The organism is Streptomyces sp. NPDC002790, from assembly GCF_040295505.1.
Lineage (GTDB): Bacteria > Actinomycetota > Actinomycetes > Streptomycetales > Streptomycetaceae > Streptomyces.
In genome coordinates this window covers 27,520-43,894 of record NZ_JBEOVM010000052.1, presented here as the reverse complement: position 1 = coordinate 43,894, position 16,375 = coordinate 27,520, and the positions used below count along the sequence as shown (strand labels likewise).

Annotated in this window: 16 protein-coding genes; 12 read left to right on the top strand and 4 right to left on the bottom strand. The window is 71.6% G+C overall.

Features of this window, described 5'->3' with window-relative positions:
• Window positions 1-74: 74 nt before the first annotated feature.
• Window positions 75-770 (bottom strand): gamma-glutamyl-gamma-aminobutyrate hydrolase family protein, encoded by a 696-nt coding sequence (locus ABT004_RS22335; protein WP_351339620.1) that lies wholly within the window; start codon window positions 768-770, stop codon window positions 75-77.
• Between the two features lie 208 nt (window positions 771-978).
• On the opposite strand from ABT004_RS22335, the gene ABT004_RS22330 reads away from it, so the two are divergent.
• The 4 genes from ABT004_RS22330 to ABT004_RS22315 are packed head-to-tail and all read left to right on the top strand — an operon-like array spanning window position 979 to window position 5,824.
• Window positions 979-2,343 carry a glutamine synthetase family protein gene (locus tag ABT004_RS22330; protein WP_351339614.1) on the top strand — a complete coding sequence of 455 codons (1,365 nt, stop codon included), beginning with the start codon at window positions 979-981 and terminating at the stop codon, window positions 2,341-2,343.
• An 11-nt stretch (window positions 2,344-2,354) separates the two neighbouring features.
• Window positions 2,355-3,710 carry an aldehyde dehydrogenase family protein gene (locus ABT004_RS22325; RefSeq protein ID WP_351339611.1) on the top strand — a complete coding sequence of 452 codons (1,356 nt, stop codon included), beginning with the start codon at window positions 2,355-2,357 and terminating at the stop codon, window positions 3,708-3,710.
• Between the two features lie 7 nt (window positions 3,711-3,717).
• Window positions 3,718-4,500, top strand: a complete 783-nt coding sequence (locus ABT004_RS22320; RefSeq protein WP_351339609.1) for a 3-oxoacyl-ACP reductase — start codon at window positions 3,718-3,720, stop codon at window positions 4,498-4,500.
• 43 nt (window positions 4,501-4,543) lie between these two features.
• Entirely contained in the window at window positions 4,544-5,824 is a 1,281-nt protein-coding gene (locus ABT004_RS22315) for a haloacid dehalogenase-like hydrolase (RefSeq protein ID WP_351339606.1), read from the top strand.
• Window positions 5,825-5,846: 22 nt separating this feature from the next.
• Here the strand turns inward: ABT004_RS22315 and ABT004_RS22310 are convergent, their stop codons facing one another.
• On the bottom strand, window positions 5,847-7,049 hold the full coding sequence (locus ABT004_RS22310; RefSeq protein ID WP_351339604.1) for an amino acid deaminase/aldolase: 1,203 nt from the start codon (window positions 7,047-7,049) through the stop codon (window positions 5,847-5,849).
• Between the two features lie 607 nt (window positions 7,050-7,656).
• Here ABT004_RS22310 and ABT004_RS22305 point away from each other — a divergent pair.
• On the top strand, window positions 7,657-8,757 hold the full coding sequence (locus ABT004_RS22305; protein WP_351339601.1) for a hypothetical protein: 1,101 nt from the start codon (window positions 7,657-7,659) through the stop codon (window positions 8,755-8,757).
• A gap of 5 nt (window positions 8,758-8,762) precedes the next feature.
• Window positions 8,763-9,923, top strand: coding sequence for a type VII secretion-associated serine protease mycosin (gene mycP / locus ABT004_RS22300; protein ID WP_351339598.1), 1,161 nt, complete (start codon window positions 8,763-8,765; stop codon window positions 9,921-9,923).
• Here the strand turns inward: mycP and ABT004_RS22295 are convergent.
• On the bottom strand, window positions 9,907-10,791 hold the full coding sequence (locus tag ABT004_RS22295) for a serine hydrolase (protein WP_351339595.1): 885 nt from the start codon (window positions 10,789-10,791) through the stop codon (window positions 9,907-9,909). The genes mycP and ABT004_RS22295 overlap by 17 nt on opposite strands.
• A 95-nt stretch (window positions 10,792-10,886) precedes the next feature.
• On the opposite strand from ABT004_RS22295, the gene ABT004_RS22290 reads away from it, so the two are divergent.
• On the top strand, window positions 10,887-11,672 hold the full coding sequence (locus tag ABT004_RS22290; protein ID WP_351339592.1) for an SseB family protein: 786 nt from the start codon (window positions 10,887-10,889) through the stop codon (window positions 11,670-11,672).
• A gap of 60 nt (window positions 11,673-11,732) precedes the next feature.
• Here ABT004_RS22290 and ABT004_RS22285 read toward each other — a convergent pair whose 3' ends face one another.
• On the bottom strand, window positions 11,733-12,095 hold the full coding sequence (locus ABT004_RS22285; RefSeq protein WP_351339589.1) for a DUF1844 domain-containing protein: 363 nt from the start codon (window positions 12,093-12,095) through the stop codon (window positions 11,733-11,735).
• Between the two features lie 347 nt (window positions 12,096-12,442).
• Here ABT004_RS22285 and infC point away from each other — a divergent pair, with 347 nt between their 5' ends.
• From infC to ABT004_RS22260, 5 genes are all read left to right on the top strand, one after another.
• The gene (gene infC / locus ABT004_RS22280) at window positions 12,443-13,141 is read left to right on the top strand and encodes a translation initiation factor IF-3 (RefSeq protein WP_351339586.1); all 699 of its coding nucleotides are present in this window, start codon (window positions 12,443-12,445) and stop codon (window positions 13,139-13,141) included.
• Window positions 13,142-13,263: 122 nt separating this feature from the next.
• Window positions 13,264-13,458: a 50S ribosomal protein L35 gene (rpmI, locus tag ABT004_RS22275; protein WP_266721587.1), complete on the top strand. Its 195-nt coding sequence runs from the start codon at window positions 13,264-13,266 to the stop codon at window positions 13,456-13,458.
• 99 nt (window positions 13,459-13,557) lie between these two features.
• Window positions 13,558-13,941, top strand: a complete 384-nt coding sequence (rplT, locus tag ABT004_RS22270; protein WP_351339582.1) for a 50S ribosomal protein L20 — start codon at window positions 13,558-13,560, stop codon at window positions 13,939-13,941.
• 266 nt (window positions 13,942-14,207) lie between these two features.
• A complete protein-coding gene (locus ABT004_RS22265) occupies window positions 14,208-15,050 on the top strand; it encodes a TrmH family RNA methyltransferase (RefSeq protein WP_351339580.1) in 843 nt (280 codons plus the stop codon).
• Between the two features lie 46 nt (window positions 15,051-15,096).
• A complete protein-coding gene (locus ABT004_RS22260; protein ID WP_351339577.1) occupies window positions 15,097-16,212 on the top strand; it encodes a sensor histidine kinase in 1,116 nt (371 codons plus the stop codon).
• The last annotated feature ends 163 nt before the right edge of the window (window positions 16,213-16,375 follow it).

The following is a 16,375-nucleotide window of genomic DNA, read 5'->3' as shown; positions in this document are numbered from 1 at the left end:
GCCACGGCTACCCGGCGCAAAGATCGGGGCGCTGCCCCATACCCCGCGCCTCAATCGCCGGCGGGGCTTGGTGGTCAGAAGCCGTGAGGAGTGGACGCAGCCCGCACCAGGCCGGTTGTGACGCGGGCGTCCTCGCCCATTTCGGGGTGCCACTGCACGCCCATCACCCAGGACATGCCGGGGAGTTCGACCGCTTCCACCGTGCCGTCGTCCGCGTGGGCCGAGGCGACCAGGCCCCTGCCGAGGCGGTCGACCGCCTGGTGGTGGTAGGTCGGGACCTCGGTGGGCTCCGGGACGAGGTCGCCGTAGCGCGTGCCCGGCAGCGGAGTGACGGTGTGGGTGCCGAAGGTGCCCGTCTCCTTGACGTGGCCCTCGATGTGCTGCGTGAGCGTGCCGCCGAGGGCGACGTTGAGCAGCTGCATGCCGCGGCAGATGCCGAGCAGCGGCGTACCGGAGGTCAACGCGGCCCGGATCAGGGCGAGTTCCCACGTGTCCCGCTCCCCGGCGGCCGGGCCCGTGCGCGGGTCGCGCTCCGCTCCGTACCGGCCAGGGTCCACGTCGGGGCCGCCCGCCACGATCACCCCGTCGAGCCGGGCCACCACCGACGGAGCGTGCTTCGGGTCGTCCGGGGGCGTCATGGCGGCGAGCCCGCCGGACTCCTGCACGAGCCGCGGGTAGCCGACGGGCAGCAGCGCCGCGGGCAGCTCCCAGATGCCCCAACTGGCCCTGTCCTCCAGGTAGGTGCTGATGCCGATCAGCGGCCTGCTCATCATGGTGTCGCGCTCCCCGATGCCGTTCCCCGATGCCGTACCTACCGAGCACCCGAGCGTACGAGATCACGCCGCACGCCACCGGAGCGTTCAGCATGCGGGCAGCGTCACCGGGGCAGTGTCCACTCTGCGGTGCCCCGTGGCTGCTTCCCTGGTGGCGGCCCGGCGATTACGTTGTGGTTCCGGTTGACCTGAGGAGGATCTTCCCGTGGCAGACCGCACATCCCCGCTGACCATCGAGGAACTGCACACCCTCGTCGGAAGCGGAGAGATCGACACCGTGGTCCTGGCGTTCCCCGACATGCAGGGCCGTCTCCAGGGCAAGCGTTTCGCCGCCCGCTTCTTTCTCGACGAGGTCCTCGAGCACGGCACGGAGGGCTGCAACTATCTGCTGGCCGTCGACACCGAGATGAACACCGTCGACGGCTACGCGATGTCCTCCTGGGACCGCGGCTACGGCGACTTCGCCATGCGTCCCGACCTGACCACCCTGCGCCGCGTCCCGTGGAACACTGGCACCGCCATGCTCACCGCCGACCTCGCCTGGGACGACGGTTCCCCGGTCGTCGCCGCGCCCCGGCAGATCCTGCGCCGCCAGCTGGAGCGCCTCGCCGAGCTGGGGCTCACCGCCCAGGTCGGCACCGAACTCGAGTTCATCGTCTTCAAGGACACGTACGAGCAGGCCTGGGACGCCAACTACCGGTCCCTTACGCCGGCCAATCAGTACAACATCGACTACTCCGTCCTCGGCACCGGCCGCATCGAGCCGCTGCTGCGCCGCATCCGTAATGAAATGGCCGGCGCGGGCCTCACCGTCGAGTCCGCCAAGGGGGAGTGCAACCCAGGGCAGCACGAGATCGCCTTCCGCTACACCGAGGCCCTCGCCACGTGCGACCAGCACGCGATCTACAAGACCGGCGCCAAGGAGATCGCCGCGCAGGAGGGCTGCTCGCTCACTTTCATGGCGAAGTACAACGAGCGGGAGGGGAACTCCTGCCACATTCATCTGTCGCTCGCCGACGCCGATGGTGTGAACGTCATGGCCGGGCCGGGAGGGCGCGGCATGTCGGAGCTCATGCGGTACTTCCTCGCCGGACAGCTCGCCGCGCTGCGGGACTTCTCGCTGCTCTACGCGCCGAACATCAACTCCTACAAGCGGTTCCAGCCGGGCTCGTTCGCGCCGACCGCCGTCGCCTGGGGGCACGACAACCGCACCTGCGCGCTGCGCGTCGTCGGCCACGGCCGCTCGACCCGCTTCGAGAACCGGCTCCCGGGCGGCGACGTCAACCCGTATCTCGCCGTCGCCGGGCTCGTGGCGGCGGGCCTGTACGGGGTCGAGAACAAGCTCGAACTCCCCGAGGGCTGCGCAGGGAACGCCTACACCGCCGACTACGCGCACGTCCCCTCCACCCTGCGCGAGGCCGCCGAACTCTGGGAGAACAGCCCCCTCGCCCAGGCCGCCTTCGGCGACGATGTCGTCGCCCACTACCGCAACATGGCGCGCGTGGAGCTCGATGCGTACGACGCCGCCGTGACCGACTGGGAACTCCGCCGGGGATTCGAGAGGCTGTGAAAGGGAGCGCCTTGCTGCACGTACTGAACCCGGCCACGGAAGAGCTCGTGGCCACCGTCCCGCCCGCCACCCGCGAGGACGTCGACGCCGCCGTCGCCCGCGCCACCGGCGCACAGCGCGCCTGGGCGGCGCTCGCCCCGGCCGACCGGGCCCGGCTGCTGCGCCGCTTCGCCGCCACCGTCGACCAACACCTGGAAGAACTCGCCCAGTTGGAGGTCCGCGAGGCCGGTCACCTCATCGGCAACGCCCGCTGGGAGGCCGGCAACGTACGCGATCTGCTGGAGTACGCGGCCGGCGGCGTCGAACGCCTTACGGGGCGTCAGATCCCGGTGGCCGGCGGCCTCGACGTCACGCTCCTCGAACCGCTCGGCGTCGTCGGCGTCATCGCGCCGTGGAACTTCCCGATGCCGATCGCCGCCTGGGGCGCGGCCCCGGCCCTCGCGGCGGGCAATGCGGTACTCCTCAAGCCCGCGGAGACGACACCGCTGACGGCTCTGCGGCTCGCCGAACTCGCCCTGGAGGCAGGGTTCCCCGAGGGACTCTTCCAGGTGCTGCCTGGGGAGGGGTCGGTCGCGGGGGACGCCCTCGTCGAGCATCCGGGCGTCGCCAAGATCGTGTTCACCGGCTCCGCCCGCGTCGGCAAGCGGGTCATGGCCAAGTGCGCCGACCGCGTGAAACGCGTGACCCTTGAACTCGGCGGCAAGAGCCCCAACATCGTGTTCGCCGACGCGGACGTCGAGGCCGCGGCCCTCGCCACCCCCATGTCGTTCCTCGACAACTCGGGCCAGGACTGCTGCGCCCGCACCCGCATCCTCGTACAGCGGTCCGTGTACGAGCGGTACCTGGAACTGCTCGCCCCGGCCGTGGAGTCGGTCGTCGTCGGCGACCCGTCGGACGAGAAGACGCAGATGGGGCCGCTCATCTCCAAGGCGCAGCTGGAACGGGTGCGCTCCTACGTCCCGCTGTGCGAGCCCGCGATCAGGGGCGCGGCCCCGCAGGGACCCGGCTTCTGGTTCCCGCCCACCGTCCTCACCGCCGCCGCCCCCGACGCGCGCGCCGCCGTCGAGGAGGTCTTCGGCCCGGTCGCCGTCGTCCTCCCCTTCGACGACGAGGCGGACGCCGTACGGCTCGCCAACGCCACCGAGTACGGCCTCTCCGGATCGATCTGGACCCGCGACGTGGGCCGCGCCCTGCGTGTCTCGCAGGCCGTCCGCGCCGGGAACCTGTCCGTCAACTCGCACTCGGCCGTGCGCTATTGGACCCCCTTCGGCGGCCACGGACAGTCCGGGCTCGGCCGCGAACTCGGCCCCGACGCCCTCGCCGCCTTCACCGAGACCAAGAACGTCTTCATCAGCACGGAGGCCTGACCCACTCATGAGCGAAGACATCATCTGCCGTCGCCTCGTCGGCCGTACCGCCGTCATCACCGGAGCCGGCAGCGGCATCGGCCTCGCCACCGCGCGCCGGCTCGCCTCCGAGGGCGCGCACGTCGTCTGCGGCGACATCGACGAGACGGCGGGCAAGAAGGCGGCCGAGGAGGCCGGCGGGACCTTCGTGAAGGTCGACGTCACCGATGCCGAGCAGGTCGAGGCGCTGTTCAGGACCGCGTACGACACCTACGGCAGCGTCGACGTCGCCTTCAACAACGCGGGCATCTCGCCGCCCGACGACGACTCGATCCTCGACACGGGCCTCGAGGCCTGGAAGCGCGTCCAGGAGGTCAACCTGACCTCCGTGTACCTGTGCTGCAAGGCGGCCATCCCGTACATGCGGCGCCAGGGCAGGGGCTCCATCATCAACACGGCGTCGTTCGTGGCCCGGATGGGCGCCGCGACTTCGCAGATCTCCTACACCGCGTCCAAGGGCGGCGTCCTCGCCATGTCCCGCGAGCTGGGCGTGCAGTTCGCGAGGGAGGGCATCCGGGTCAACGCACTGTGCCCCGGGCCCGTGAACACCCCGCTGCTCCAGGAGCTGTTCGCCAAGGATCCGGAGCGGGCGGCGCGCCGGCTCGTGCACATTCCGGTCGGCCGGTTCGCCGAGGCGACGGAGATCGCGGCGGCCGTCGCCTTCCTCGCCAGCGACGACGCGGCGTTCGTGAACGCCACCGATTTCCTGGTGGACGGAGGCATTTCCGGCGCGTACGTGACACCCGTGTGAGAACCCTGTGAGCAACGGACTTGCGCGTGTACGGTCCACTCACATGCGTAACAGACATGTTGCCGCGTGGACCTCGGTCGCGGCCGCCGCCCTCATGGCGGCCGCGGGCCTCAGCACTCCCGCGGCCGCCACCTCCGCACGGCCCACCGCCGCCAAGTGCCCCCAGTTGTCGACGAAGCTGCCCTGGTACGGCCAGAACCGGGCCAAGCTCCAGCGCATGATCGACGAACGGGGAATCTGCGGCGGGCACAAGGGCCCGCGTCCCGTCGCCGCGTTCGACTGGGACAACACCGTCAGCAAGAACGACGTCACCGACGCGACCATCGCCTGGTCGCTCAAGCACAACAAGATCCTGCGGCCCGCGAGCTGGAAGAAGACCAGCAAGTGGATGACCGACGACGCCGACAAGGCGCTCACCGCCGCCTGCGGCACGGACGTGCCGGTGGGCACCCCGCTGCCCACCTCCACCGACACCGACTGCACGGACGAGATCTTCAACATCCGTGAGTCCGGCGAGACGATGAGCGGCGCCGCCGCCTTCGCGGGCGAGTGGAACCACCGGCGCACCGTGCCCCAGTACGCCTGGGTGCCGCAGCTGTTCGCGGGCCACACCGTCCCCGAAGTGGAGTCGTACGCCGCCGCGGCCCGCACGGAGGCGCTCGCCGCCCCCGTCGGCTCCACGCAGAAGCTGGGCACGCACACCATCCCCGGCTACGTGCGCTATTACGACCAGCAGCGCGACCTGATCCGTACGCTGCAGCGGGCCGGCTTCGACGTCTACATCGTGTCGGCCGGGTCCGAGCCGGTGACCGAGGTGTGGTCGCGGGGCGTCGGCATCGACCGCAAGCACACCATCGCCATCCGCTCGATCCTCGACCGCGAGGGCCGCATCACCACGTACAACGAGGGCTGCGGCGGCGTCGGTGTGAACCAGGGCGAGGCCATCCCGTACATCGACGGCAAGCGCTGCTGGATCAACCAGGACATCTTCCACATCAAGGGGAAGTCGGCCTGGGAGAAGCAGCGTTGGGACAAGCGCATCGCGCTCGGCGGCGGTGACGCCGACACCGACGTGACCTTCGTCGGCGACGCGACCGGCGCGCACCTCGTCCTCAACCGCAACAAGCCCGAGATCATGTGCCGGGCCTACGACAACGCCGACGGACGCTGGGTCGCCAACCCGATGTTCATCGAGCCGCTGCCGCAGAAGACGGGCACGTACCCGTGCTCCACGGCCGGGTACAACGAGCCGGAGGGCGGCTTCGGGCCGCTGCTCAGGGACGACGGTTCGGTCGTCCCCGACCAGGTCGACTCGATCTTCTGAGCCCTACGTCGGTGGGTGGGGGCTACAGGAACGTGTAGCCCTCGCCCCGGTACGTCGGCACCGTCTCCACGATCCGGTCGCCCGACACCAGGCGCAGTGTCTCGAACCGCTCGCACAGCTCCCCGGCCTTCGCGTGCCGGAACCACACCTTGTCCCCGATGAGCAGGTCGTCGGCGGCGGAGCCCAGCAGCGGCGTCTGCACCTCGCCCGGACCCTCCTGCGCGTCGTAGCGCAGCCCCTCCGGCAGATACGGCACCGGAAGCCGGTCGGCGCCCGCGGCGCCCGAGGCCGGATAGCCGCCGCCGAGCACGGTGACGACACCGACGCCTGGCCTGCGCACCACGGGCTGCGCGAACAGTGCGGCCGGACGCCCCGTGAACGACGTGTAGTTGTCGAACAGCCGCGGTACGTACAACCCCGAGCCCGCGGCGATCTCGGTCACGGCCGCCTCCGCCGCCGTGTGTTGCACGCTCCCCGTGCCGCCCCCGTTCACGAACTCCAGGTCCGGCGCCACGGACCGCACCGCGCGCACCACTTCCGCCCGCCGCACCGCCAGCTCCTTGCGCGCCGCGGCCTGCATCAGCCGGATCGCCCGCGAGCGCACGGGCCGCCCCACGAGCGAGTCCCCGACGCCCGCCACATGGCCCTCGTACGCCATGATCCCCGCGAGCCGGAAGCCGGGGCGGCGGGTCACGATGCGGGCCAGGTCGGCGAGTTGGGACGGCGTACGCAGGGGTGACCTGAGCGCGCCGATCCGGACCCGGCCGCCGACGGCGCGCCACGAGGTGTCCAGCTCCACGCAGACCCGGATCTCCTCGCGGCCGCCGTCCCGCGCGCCCTCGATGAGACGCAACTGGGCCGGGTCGTCGACCATCACGGTCACGGCCGCGGCCAGCTTCGGGTCGTGGGCGAGCTCCGCGAAGCCGGAGCGGTCGGCGGAGGGATAGGCGAGGAGCACGTCGTCGAACCCGGAGCGCGCGAGCCACAGCGACTCGGCGAGGGTGAACGACATGATCCCGGCGAAGCCGTCCCTGGCGAGCACCCGTTCCAACAGGGCGCGGGAGCGCACGGACTTGCTGGCGACGCGGATCGGCTTTCCGGCGGCCCGGCGTACCAGGTCGTCGGCGTTGGCGTCGAACGCGTCCAGGTCCACGATCGCCAGTGGGGCGTCGAGATGAGCGGTGGCCCGGTCGTACCGGGCCCGATCGGCGGCGCGCGGTGTCATGGCCGAAGCCTGCCAGACAGGATTACCGCAGGGTAGGGGGACGGATGGTGATGGATCGGTCGATCCCGTGTACGGAGTACGCGTTGACCTGGTCGGGCCCGTTAGAGTGACGCGCACGTTGGCTTGAGGAGACGGGGGAGGCATGAGCACGGAAGCCCGACGCGTACCACCGCGCCCCACGACGCCGCCCCCCTCCGCCGAACTTCCCCCCACGGCCCCACCGTTGCCTCCCACACCTCCGCAGCCGACCTCGGCCGCTCCGTCGCCCCAGACCCCTTCGTCGTCTCCGGCCGCGTCGTCTCCCGCATCCCCGCCGCCGCCGAGCGCGTCCTCCCGCCTGCCCGACGGGCCGCCGCCGGCCAACAAGGGGGAGGGCCCGACGGCTTCACCGCGAACCCCGGACGGCCACCCCCGGCGCACACAGACGAAGAGCTCCGGCATCCCCCTTCCCCCCGAAACCCCGCCTGCGCAGCGCCCTGCCCCGGGCCAGGCGCCCGGCCTGCGCCCCGCGCCTGCCGGGACTCCCGGGATGACGGCGGCCTCCGATCCGCCGTCAGCCCCCGGCCAGGCGCCCGGCCCGCGGCCTGCTTCTGCCGGAGCTCCCGGTGTGCCGCCCGCTCCGGCGCCCGCCGCCCCGCTGCCGCCCGCCGCCGCCCCTTGCGCGCCGAAGGAAGCCCCCGCCGAGTCCACCACCCGGCTGCGCCCCGTGCCGCCCGCACCGACGGCGCCGCCCGGCACGCCGTCCGCGCCGCCCGGCACGCCGTCCGCGCCGCCCGGTGCGGTGGGAGCGCCGCCCATACCCCCGGCCCCGACCCAGCCGCCGCGGCGACCCGTCGGCGCGGTCGACCTGACGCCGCGCCCGGACACCGCCGGCCGGCCCTTCGTACGGTTCGCGCGCCCGGACCACTACGACGACAGCACCACGCTCCTGCGCCCCGTCGGCCCCCGCCTCAAACCGCGAACCGCGGCCATCGCGGCCTGCCTCGTGCTCGGCCTCGGCCTGCTCGGCGGCGCCACGACCGGCACCCTGCTCACCGGAGACGACAGCGGCCCGCCGTCCGTGCAGACCGCGTACCGGGAGGCGGGCCAGCTCTGGCACGGCGTCCCCGTCGACCAGCTGTTCCCGCGCACGCTGAAGGGCGAAGGCGCAGGCCCCGGCCGGGCCGACCGCACCTGGACGCGGATAGCGGTCGCCCCCGATACGAACTGCGCGGACGCCTTCGACCCGCTGCTGCACAAGGCCCTGCGTTCGGCCGGCTGCCTGCGCCTGCTGCGCGCCACGTACAGCGACGCCACACAGAGCAGCGTCACCACGGTCGGCCTGATGTTCACCAAGGCCGACGCGGAGGCCACCAAGGCGCTGCGCTCCCGCTTCATGGAGCAGGGCCTGGACCGGCGCGACGACCTCATGCCCCGGCCCTACGCCGCCAAGGGCACCCCGGCCGCCGGATTCGGCGACCGCCAGCGCGCCGCTTGGGCGATCAACATCCTGACCGACGCCCCCGTCGTCGTCTACGCGGTCTCCGGCTTCGCCGACGGCCGCACCGTCAGCGAGCCGCAGCCGGCCGCCGAAGCCATGAAGTCCGGTGCCACCAGCGCCCCCGCCCAGGCGGGCCTCGGCCACGACGCGCAGGGCGTCGCCGACCGGATAGAACGCGACCTGCGCAAGACGGTCAAGAAGGCCGCCGACCGGGACACGGAGCAGTAGCAGCCATGAAGCGTCGCCACACGATCGCCGCGGCCGGCACCGCGGTCCTCCTCGCGCTGCTCCCCGCCACCGCCGCCCACGCCGACTCGGTCCGATCACAGCAGTGGGGCCTCACCGCGCTGCACACCGACGAGGCCTGGAAGACGACGCGCGGCAAGGGCGTCACGGTCGCCGTCCTGGACACGGGCGTCGACGACAAGCACCCGGACCTCAAGGGCAGCGTGCTCCCGGGCAAGGACCTCATCGGCTTCGGCGCCGAGCGCGGCGACCGCCCCTGGGCCCGGCACGGCACCGCCATCGCCGGCATCATCGCGGGCCACGGGCACGGCAAGGGCGACGGCGACGGAGTCTTGGGCGTCGCCCCGGAGGCGAAGATCCTGCCGGTCCGGGTGATCCTGGAGGACGGCGACCCGGACCGCTCGAAGGCCCGCGAGACCCGCGGCAACGCCCTGGCCGAGGGCATCCGCTGGGCCGCCGACAACGGCGCCGATGTCATCAACCTGTCCCTCGGCGACGACTCGAACACGGCACATCCCGAGGCGAGCGAGGACGCGGCTGTCCAGTACGCGCTGAAGAAGGGCGTCTCCGTCGTCGCCTCCGCGGGCAACGGTGGCGAGCAGGGCGACCGCGCCTCCTACCCGGCCGCGTACCCGGGCGTCATCACCGCCACCGCCGTCGACTCGACCGGCACCCGCGCCTCGTTCTCCACCCGCCGCTGGTACGCCTCCGTCGCCGCGCCGGGCCGGGGCATCGTCACGGCCGACCCCGACGGCAAGTACTACTCGGCGTGGGGGACGAGCGCCGCCTCCGCGTTCGTGTCCGGCGCCGTCGCCCTGGCCAGGGGCGCCCACCCCAGCCTGGGCCCAGCGCAGATCAAAAAGCTCATGGAGGACACCGCCGACGATCCGCCCTCCGGCGGCCGCGACGACTCGCGCGGATTCGGCCTCGTCGACCCGGCCGCCGCGATCACCGCGGGCGCGAAACTGAAGCCGCAGCGCCTGGCCTCGGCCTCGTACGGCCAGAAGTACTTCGGCCCGGGACCCGACGACGACTCCGCCGGCTCCCTCGCCACCTGGGCGGGCGTGCTCGCGGGCACCGTCGGGGTGCTGCTGCTCGGCGCGGCCGGCTACCTGTGGCGCGGCCACCGCCTCACGCGCCGCCGCTGACCACCCGCACCGCCGCCTTCGCCACGTCCTCGACGAGCTCGACGCCCGCGTCCTTGGTGGCGCTCCCGTTGGACACCACAGAGACCAGGTACCGCTTCCCGTCGACGGTGACCCGACCGACGCTGTTGATGTCCCACAGCCCGGTCGTGCTGCGCCGCAGCCACCCGTTCTTCAGCGCGGCACCCCCGTCCCCGGCCGCGGACACGCCCCACGCCTGATCGCTCTCCACGTTTCCCATGAGCTTTTGGACGTACGCCTGCGAGTCCTCGCTCAGTACGAGACCGTCGCCGACCCCGAACACCTGCTTGAGGAGGGTGAGTTGGTCGCCGGAGGTCGTCTGCGTGAGACCCCACAGCGCCCCGTCCCCGCCGCTGGTGTCCGTCAGGCCCATCCGCTCGTTCGCCGCGTCGAGCGCCTCGGCCTGCCCGATCTCGTCCCACAGCGCGGTCGTCGCGGCGTTGTCACTGTTCTCGATCATCGCGATGGCGTACGTCCGCTCCCGCGCGTTCAGCGTCCGCCCCGCGTCCTGCGCCCGCAGCAGCAAGGTGGCGAGCACGTCGACCTTCACGATGCTCGCGGTGTCGTACGTCCCGGCCCCCGACGCGTATGAGGCGCCGCTCCCGCTCGTCTCGTCGTACACGGCGACGGAGACCTCGCCGCCGTGCCCCTTCGTGGCCGCCTTCACGGCAGTGGCCAGCTCGGCTTCGGTGTCCACGGTCGTGGGACTCCTCTGTGCGGAGGCGGTGTGCGAGACGAGGGCGGTCGCGTCGTGCGGCCGTGTCTGTGCGTAGACCGTAGTGCCGCCGAAGGCGGCGGCGAGTATGACGGCGGCGGCGGCGAAGCCGCGTCTTCTCGTTCGGCGGGACATGCCGCGATGCTCCGTCGCCGCCCTGTGCGGACCCTGAGTTCCGTCTCAGGGTCCGCTGAGAATCCGCCCTCGCCCGCTCGGTAGGCTCGGTGAACGTGGCGAACAAGAACATTCCCGACCCCGGCTTCTCCGACGACGACGGTACGGCGGACCCGCACCTGACCGAGGCCCTGGCCGCGTGGTCGAAGGACCGCACGGCCCACGGCCCGGTCCTGGCGGCGCTCCGGGGCACCCGGCTGCTCGTCCCCGTGGTCGCCGTGCTCGGCGAGGTCGAGGAGGACAGTGAGGAGGGGCGCGAAGCTCCCTGGAAGGGCGGTGGTGGGAGACGGGCGGGCGGCCTGCGCCGCGAGAAGACGTCCGACATGGCGGTCCCGACCCTGAAGGCGGGCGAGCGCACCGCCCTCCCCGCCTTCACGTCCACGCAGTCGCTCGCCCTGTGGGACCCCGAGGCCCGCCCCGTGGCCGTCCCGCTGCACCAGGCGCTCCAGGCCGCCGCCCACGAGCAGGCCGACACCGTCGTCCTCGATATCGCGGGCCCCGTCCCGTACGAGCTGACGGGCCCGGCCCTGTACGCCGTCGCGGAGGGCCGCACCGACGCCGACCCGCTCGCCGACCCGGCCGTCAGGGGCGCTGCGCGCGCGGCGGTCGCCGCCGAGCCGTCCGTGGCCCGCGCCTACCTGGGCCGCGGCCACTCGGATGCGGACGGCGCCCTGGCCCTGGTCCTCGACGCGGCCGCCGACGTCCAGGCCACGGCCCAGGCCGTCGCCGGCCGCATCGCCGCCGACGAAACACTGAGGGCCCGCCTGGTGCGCGGCCTCGATCTGGCACTCCTGCCGACCGAGGCGACGCCGCCGGGCGAGCCCCTCTACGTACGTCAGTGATGCGTACGTCAGTGACTTTCGCTACGTACGTAGTACGTAGCCCATTGATTGCTTGACCGCTCAGCCGTATACGGGGCCCGTGTACTTCTCGCCCGGGCCCTTGCCCGGCTCGTCCGGTACGACGGAGGCCTCGCGGAACGCGAGCTGCAGCGACTTCAGGCCGTCCTTCAGGGGCGCCGCGTGGAAGGAGCTGATCTCCGTCGCGCTGCCGTCGAGCAGGCCCGCCAGGGCGTGGATCAGCTTGCGCGCCTCGTCGAGGTCCTTGTGGGCATCGCCCTCCTCGGTGAGGCCGAGCTTCACCGCGGCGGCGCTCATCAGGTTCACCGCGACCGTCACGATGACTTCTACGGCGGGAACCTCGGCGATGTCGCGGGTCAGCGCGTCGTAGTCGGGGCTGTCGGTTGCGGGGGTCGCGTCACTCATGGGCCCCACGATATGTCGCGCGCACCCGATTGGGCGCACCCCCCAAGTCCTGCTAACCTTGTGTAACGACCGGCCGGACACACGTCCTCGCGGATGCAGTGACCGGCCCACAAGTGGAGGCTCCGATCTCCCACCTGACCGTCCGACCAGGGCGGTGGGTCACCGGTCAGACGGCCCCCGTCGTTCCGTACGGACGACGGAGCCGTCCGAGTCTGCGCCCCGCGGTTCACCGTGGTGGTGCTCCGGTATTCCTTGGAGCCCCGCCTGTGTACCGTCCGGGGCATTTTCTGTGTTTCGGCGCGGTTGGTACTTACGTCAAAACGTACGCGGCGGTCCGCCAGGCCGTCGTGTGGTGCTACCGAGGAGGATCCATCAGCGCCGAGCCCCGCATCAACGACCGGATTCGCGTTCCCGAAGTGCGACTTGTCGGTCCAAGCGGCGAGCAGGTCGGGATTGTTCCGCTTGCCAAGGCCCTTGAGCTTGCTCAGGAGTACGACCTCGACCTGGTCGAGGTGGCGGCGAATGCCCGTCCGCCCGTATGCAAGCTCATGGACTACGGGAAGTTCAAGTACGAGTCGGCCATGAAGGCCCGTGAGGCGCGCAAGAACCAGGCGCACACGGTCATCAAGGAGATGAAGCTCCGGCCGAAGATCGACCCGCACGACTATGACACCAAGAAGGGTCACGTCGTCCGGTTCCTCAAGCAGGGCGACAAGGTCAAGATCACGATCATGTTCCGTGGTCGCGAGCAGTCCCGTCCGGAGCTCGGCTTCCGGCTGCTGCAGCGTCTCGCGAACGACGTCCAGGACCTCGGGTTCATCGAGTCGAACCCGAAGCAGGACGGCCGAAACATGATCATGGTCCTCGGTCCGCACAAGAAGAAGACCGAGGCCATGGCCGAGGCTCGCGAGGCGCAGGCCGCCCGCAAGGCCGACGCGAAGGCCAACCCGGGCAAGTCGCAGAACGCGGCTGAGGGCGATGAGGACGTAGACGGAGCGGTCGAGGCCGACGCCGAGACCCCCGCCGAGGCTCCGGCCGAGGCATGATCCGTGCGGCGCACAGCCTGTGCGTCACGGATACCAACTGACACAACTGACGTTCCACCACGGCCGGTTCGCGCCACGCACGGACCGGCCGGGAATGCCACTGACGAGGAGAGAACGGCGCCATGCCGAAGAACAAGTCGCACAGCGGTGCCAGCAAGCGCTTCAAGATCACCGGCTCCGGCAAGGTCATGCGCGAGCGCGCCGGCAAGCGCCACCTGCTCGAGCACAAGTCGTCCCGCGTGACGCGTCGCCTCACCGGCAACGCCGAGATGGCCCCGGGCGACGCCGCGAAGATCAAGAAGCTTCTCGGCAAGTGATGTACGGGCGTTTTTGCGCCCAGTACGTCGGCTAGACCGGGACCCATTCGAATTCGGGTCGGGTGACAACAACCCCGGCCCCGCTACAAGGAGTTAACAGTGGCACGCGTCAAGCGCGCGGTGAACGCGCACAAGAAGCGTCGGGCGATCCTCGAGCAGGCCAGCGGCTACCGCGGTCAGCGTTCGCGTCTGTACCGCAAGGCCAAGGAGCAGGTCACCCACTCCCTGGTCTACAACTACAACGACCGCAAGAAGCGCAAGGGCGACTTCCGTCAGCTGTGGATCCAGCGCATCAACGCCGCTGCCCGCCAGAACGGCATGACGTACAACCGCCTCATCCAGGGTCTGAAGGCCGCCAACATCGAGGTGGACCGCAAGATCCTGGCCGAGCTGGCCGTGAACGACATCAACGCGTTCGCCGCCCTCGTCGAGGTTGCGCAGAAGGCGCTGCCGTCGGACGTGAACGCGCCCAAGGCTGCGTGAACGCTCCGCTGAGCTGCATGTGACGTGGGACCCGCAGGCCGGTTGGCTTGCGGGTCCCACGTTGTTCGGGGGTCGTCGCCGCGTGCCGCACCGCACGGGGCTCCCGCCCCGGACCCCGGCTGCTCAATCGCCGCAGGGGCTTAATCAGGTGACCCACATCAAGCCCCGCCGGCGATTGAGGCGCGGGGCCCGGGGCGGAGCCCCGTGCGGTGCCGTGCAACCGTTCCTAAGGCCCCAACCCCGTCACCCTCCCGAAAGTTAGGCGCATGGTTGCAACGCCCGAGTTGATTTCTCCCAAGTCGCCCCGCGTGAGCGCCGCGCGGCGGCTTGCCAAGCGGAACTTCCGGGGGAAGGAGCGGCTGTTCCTCGCCGAGGGGCCGCAGGCCGTGCGGGAGGGCGCTGCGCACGGCGGGCTCGTCGAGATGTTCGCGACCGTCGAGGCCGCCGAGCGCTACGCCGACATCGTCGGGGAGGCCAGGGACGCGGGCGCCCGGGTGCACCTCGCCGAAGAGGACGTCATCGGTGAGATCTCCACCACCGTCACCCCGCAGGGCCTCGTGGGCGTGTGCCGGTTCCTGGACACACCGTTCGAGGAGGTCCTCGCCGCACGGCCCAAGCTCGTCGCCGTCCTCGCGCATGTGCGTGATCCGGGGAACGCCGGGACCGTGCTCCGGTGCGCCGACGCCGCCGGTGCCGAGGCCGTCGTGCTGACCGATGCCTCCGTGGACCTCTACAACCCGAAGGCCGTACGGGCTTCGGTCGGGTCGCTGTTCCACCTGCCCGTCGCCGTGGGCGTACCCGTCGAGGAGGCCGTCGCCGGGCTCAAGGCGGCGGGCGTGCGGATCCTCGCCGCCGACGGAGCGGGCGAGGACGACCTCGACGACGAGCTGGACCAGGGGACCATGGGCGCCGCGACCGCCTGGGTGTTCGGCAACGAGGCCTGGGGCCTGCCGGAGGAGACCCGCGCACTCGCCGACGCCGTCGTGCGCGTGCCCATTCACGGCAAGGCCGAAAGCCTCAACCTCGCGACGGCCGCCGCCGTGTGCCTGTATGCCTCCGCGCGTGCGCAGCGTGCCCCCGGAGGGTGCCGCTCCGTCACTCCCGGCTAGTAGGGTGACTCCTCCGGATCGACCGCCGGAAGGGGGAGTGCGGGAGATGAGCGTCGTCAACGGCAGCGGATCGCGGGGCCTTGCCGGTCCCGGCGCGTCCGGGCCCGACGAGCTCGCCGCTCTCGGCATCCACCCCGACGACCTGCCCGACGGACTCGTCGTCGCGGACGAGCGTGGCCACGTCATCTGCTTCAACGCCGCCGCGGAGCGCATCACCGCGGTCCGCGCGGACACCGCCCTGGAAGCTCCGCTCGAGCGCGTCCTCCCGCTGGAGGACCTCGAAGGCCGCCGCTGGTGGCAGCTCACCGATCCGTACGGGGGGCTCGCCACGCGTGTCGGACAGCCCGAGCGGAACCTGTTACTGCCCGGCGGCCGGGAGGTTCTGGTCACCGCGCGTTACGTACGGACCCGGCCGACAGGACCCGTGGGCCGCGTCGTCGTGTCGCTCCGGGACACCGAGGCCCGGCGGCGTACCGAACGCAGCCACGCCGAGCTGATCGCCACCGTCGCCCACGAGCTGCGCTCCCCGCTGACGTCGGTCAAGGGCTTCACGGCGACGCTGCTCGCCAAGTGGGAGCGGTTCACGGACGAGCAGAAGCGGCTGATGTTGGAGACGGTCGACGCCGACGCGGACCGCGTCACGCGGCTGATCGCCGAGCTGCTCGACATCTCCCGGATCGACTCCGGCCGGCTCGAACTACGGCGCCAGCCCGTCGACGTCGCGGCCGCCGTCTCCCGGCACATCCAGGCGCACGTCGCCGCGGGCCGGTCGGCCGACCGGTTCCTGCTGCGCGTCAAGCATCCGCTGCCCGACCCGTGGGCCGACCCGGACAAGGTCGACCAGGTCCTGAGCAACCTGCTGGAAAACGCCGTGCGCCACGGGGAGGGAACCGTCACCATAGATGTCGAGCCAAGCCGGCCCACCGGCACGTCGGTCACCGTGAGCGACGAGGGCCCCGGCATCCCGGAGGAGTCCATGAACCGCGTCTTCACCCGCTTCTGGCGGGGCAGCAAGCGCGGCGGGACGGGCCTCGGGCTCTACATCGTGAAGGGCATCGTCGAGGCCCACGGCGGAACGATCACCGTCGGCCGCGCCCCCGGCGGCGGCGCCGAGTTCCGATTTACGTTGCCCGTGGCGACGCCGGCGTATCTCACCAGCTGACCGCCAGGCACCACGGGCGCATTCGTACACCTCACCCCCGCCAGACGAGTAGATCCGCGCTCCCGCCTGACCGGATCGGCCTGGCACGCACTCTCCCAAGCTCTTAAGGAGCAGGGGGACCCCCCCCTCGGCGTTGTCGTCGGTCCACGACGCTCCGCGTCGC

Excerpts from the sequence above, each read along its gene's own strand:
- ABT004_RS22315 (WP_351339606.1), top strand. The coding sequence starts at position 4,544 with ATGCGTAACAGACATGTTGCCGCGTGGACCTCGGTCGCGGCCGCCGCC.
- ABT004_RS22265 (WP_351339580.1), top strand. The coding sequence starts at position 14,208 with ATGGTTGCAACGCCCGAGTTGATTTCTCCCAAGTCGCCCCGCGTGAGC.
- ABT004_RS22320 (WP_351339609.1), top strand. The coding sequence starts at position 3,718 with ATGAGCGAAGACATCATCTGCCGTCGCCTCGTCGGCCGTACCGCCGTC.
- ABT004_RS22295 (WP_351339595.1), bottom strand. The coding sequence starts at position 10,791 with ATGTCCCGCCGAACGAGAAGACGCGGCTTCGCCGCCGCCGCCGTCATA.
- ABT004_RS22310 (WP_351339604.1), bottom strand. The coding sequence starts at position 7,049 with ATGACACCGCGCGCCGCCGATCGGGCCCGGTACGACCGGGCCACCGCT.
- ABT004_RS22260 (WP_351339577.1), top strand. The coding sequence starts at position 15,097 with ATGAGCGTCGTCAACGGCAGCGGATCGCGGGGCCTTGCCGGTCCCGGC.
- mycP (WP_351339598.1), top strand. The coding sequence starts at position 8,763 with ATGAAGCGTCGCCACACGATCGCCGCGGCCGGCACCGCGGTCCTCCTC.
- rpmI (WP_266721587.1), top strand. The coding sequence starts at position 13,264 with ATGCCGAAGAACAAGTCGCACAGCGGTGCCAGCAAGCGCTTCAAGATC.
- ABT004_RS22335 (WP_351339620.1), bottom strand. The coding sequence starts at position 770 with ATGAGCAGGCCGCTGATCGGCATCAGCACCTACCTGGAGGACAGGGCC.
- ABT004_RS22285 (WP_351339589.1), bottom strand. The coding sequence starts at position 12,095 with ATGAGTGACGCGACCCCCGCAACCGACAGCCCCGACTACGACGCGCTG.